The sequence below is a fragment of the Mesorhizobium abyssinicae genome (genome assembly GCF_049887195.1).
GTDB lineage: Bacteria > Pseudomonadota > Alphaproteobacteria > Rhizobiales > Rhizobiaceae > Mesorhizobium > Mesorhizobium abyssinicae.
In genome coordinates this window covers 1-2637 of record NZ_JARAKC010000071.1, presented here as the reverse complement: position 1 = coordinate 2637, position 2637 = coordinate 1, and the positions used below count along the sequence as shown (strand labels likewise).

The 2637-nt window shown below is 64.6% G+C and carries 1 protein-coding gene and 1 pseudogene; both read left to right on the top strand.

What is annotated here, in order from left to right:
* Nucleotides 1–163 precede the first annotated feature (163 nt).
* Nucleotides 164–1044: pseudogene (locus PU724_RS33610) on the top strand (tyrosine-type recombinase/integrase).
* A 10-nt stretch (nucleotides 1045–1054) separates the two neighbouring features.
* Nucleotides 1055–2254 (top strand): IS91 family transposase, encoded by a 1200-nt coding sequence (locus PU724_RS33605; protein WP_354426056.1) that lies wholly within the window; start codon nucleotides 1055–1057, stop codon nucleotides 2252–2254.
* The last annotated feature ends 383 nt before the right edge of the window (nucleotides 2255–2637 follow it).

The following is a 2637-nucleotide window of genomic DNA, read 5'->3' as shown; positions in this document are numbered from 1 at the left end:
TTGGACTAACCCGCTCCGCGTCGCGGAGCGGCAAGGAAGCGATGCACCGACGGGCGCGGTCTTGCGTCGTCCGTAGCGTCGGTCATGCATGCAAAAGGAGCTCCAACTGCGCGAGCATGGGGTGGCTGCTTGCAGCCCATTCCATCGGACAAAGGAGCTCGTCATGACTCAACTTCGCCAGCGCATGAGCGAGGACATGCAGGTGCGCAACCTCGCGCTCAACACCCAGCTCTCGTATCTGCAACAGGTATCGCTGTTCGCTCGCTATTTCGGCAAGTCGCCGGACCTGCTCGGGCGCGAGGACATTCGGACCTACCAGGTCTATCTGACCAACGAGAAGAAGCTCGCGCCCGGTTCGATCCACACCGCCATCGCGGCCTTGCGCTTTCTCTACAGCGTGACGCTCGAAAGGGACTGGGCGCCTGAAGAGGTTCTGCCGCTTCCGAAGAAGCCGCAAAAGCTGCCGATCGTCCTCGGTCCCGAGGAAGTTCAACAATTCCTCGGCTGTGTGCTCGACATCAAACATCACGCGATCCTGACCACGTGCTATGCCGCCGGCTTGCGCATCTCGGAGGCGATTCAGCTGAAGCCCACGGACATCGACAGCCAGAGAATGGTCGTCCGTGTCGAGCAGGGCAAAGGCCAGAAGGACCGCTACGTGATGCTGTCGCCCAAGCTCCTGGAGATCCTGCGCAGCTACTGGAAGGTGCGCCGGCCAGTGGCCTGGCTCTTCCCCGGCGACCGCGCCGGCGAGCCGATCACCAGGGATGCGGTGCGACATGCGTGTGCGAAAGCGCACGACCTCTCCGGCTTGTCCAAGCCGGTCACGCCGCACAGCCTACGGCACGCCTTTGCCGTCCATTTGTTGGAGGCCGGCGCTGACGTGCGCACCATTCAACTGCTGCTCGGTCACAGGAGCCTCGCGCCACCGCCCATTACCTGCGGATTGCCACCAACAAGGTCTGCGCCACGTCGAGTCCCTTCGAGCTCTTGCCGCGTCCGGCGCCCACCTTGCCGCCGCCCGCCAATCCGCAATACTTCTGAGCTCTCGCCGATGGCCCGCTCGGGGCCGGAAGTGGCGGACATCTTCCGCCGCTATGGCGACGCGTACCGCGCTCAGCATGATGCGTCGCTGTCGACCGCCCAGCATCGCGTCATGACGGCGATCGAACTGTGCCGGACCGCCGCGCTCGGCGGGCACGTCGAAGCATGCGATCAATGCGGCCACCGGCGCATCGCCTTCAACAGTTGCCGCGACAGGCATTGTCCCCGCTGCCAATCGCTGGCCCGGGCACAATGGCTGGAGGATCGTCGCGCCGAGCTTCTCGACACGCAGTACTTCCACGTCGTCTTCACGCTGCCGGAACCCATTGCCGCCATCGCTTATCAAAACAAGGCGCTCGCCTACGGCCTTCTCTTCCGCGCCACCGCCGAGACGCTGCGCACCATCGCCGCCGATCCCAGACATCTGGGCGCCGAGATCGGCTTCTTCGCGGTGCTGCACACCTGGGGCCAGAATCTGCTGCACCACCCGCACCTGCACTGCGTCGTCCCGGGTGGCGGGTTCTCGCCGGACGGCACGCGATGGATTGCCTGCAGGCCCGGCTTCTTCCTGCCGGTCCGCGTGCTCTCACGCCTGTTCCGGCGGCTGTTTCTGGAGCACCTGGAGAAAGCCTTCGCGGCCGGCGAACTGCAGTTCTTCTCCGACTTGCAGGGCCTGAGCGCGCCTAACGCCTTCCGGGGCTATCTGGCGCCGCTTCGAAAGGCCGAGTGGGTGACTTACGCCAAGCCGCCCTTCGCCGGGCCCGAACAGGTCCTCGACTACGTCGGCCGCTACACGCACCGCGTCGCCATCTCCAACAACCGCCTCGTCGACATCGAGGATGGCGCCGTTCGTTTCCGCTGGAAGGACTACCGGCATGGTGATCGGCAGAAGGTCATGCCCGTCTCGGCCGACGAGTTCATCCGCCGCTTCCTGCTTCACGTCCTACCCGAGGGCTTCCATCGCATCCGCTATTACGGCTTTCTCGGCAATCGCCATCGCGCGCAAAAGCTCGCCCGCTGCCGCGACCTACTCGGCATGCCGGCTCCCGAGCCGTCGGTCGAGCCGATCGAAAGGGACTATCGCGACCGCTACGAGGACCTTACGGGCCACTCCCTGCGGCAATGCCCGGCCTGTCACCAAGGGCAGATGATTGTCATCGAAGTCTTCGACGGCGTCACCGGACCACCGCCATATTGGGATACGTCATGAAGGTCGCGCTCGGCTTTCTTCGTCATCTATCGCCCGGACCGTTCGGCCGGAAACCGAGCCGGCCCCCGCGAAGGTGCGCGCCGTCACCTCCTGGTCGCCTTTCGGCAGGGCGTGGCGCCGGTCCTCACTTGGCCGGAGCCGATATATCCGTGTCGCTTTCAACCCATACGACCTGCAATCGCCGCGTCTGGGATGCGTCTGCGGCCTGTCCGCGGGTGCGGCCTCAATTGAATGCCCATAGCGGCCACCCATATGCCCATAGCGGCCACCCATGCCGGCGGCTTAGTCCAACACGTTTTTAGCTCACCGTCGCGATCTGCCACAGCGCGCTCTCGCCACCCGCCTTTCTGCGCGACGCCAAGCTAAAAACGCTCTGCATTATG

Excerpts from the sequence above, each read along its gene's own strand:
- PU724_RS33605 (WP_354426056.1), top strand. The coding sequence starts at position 1,055 with ATGGCCCGCTCGGGGCCGGAAGTGGCGGACATCTTCCGCCGCTATGGC.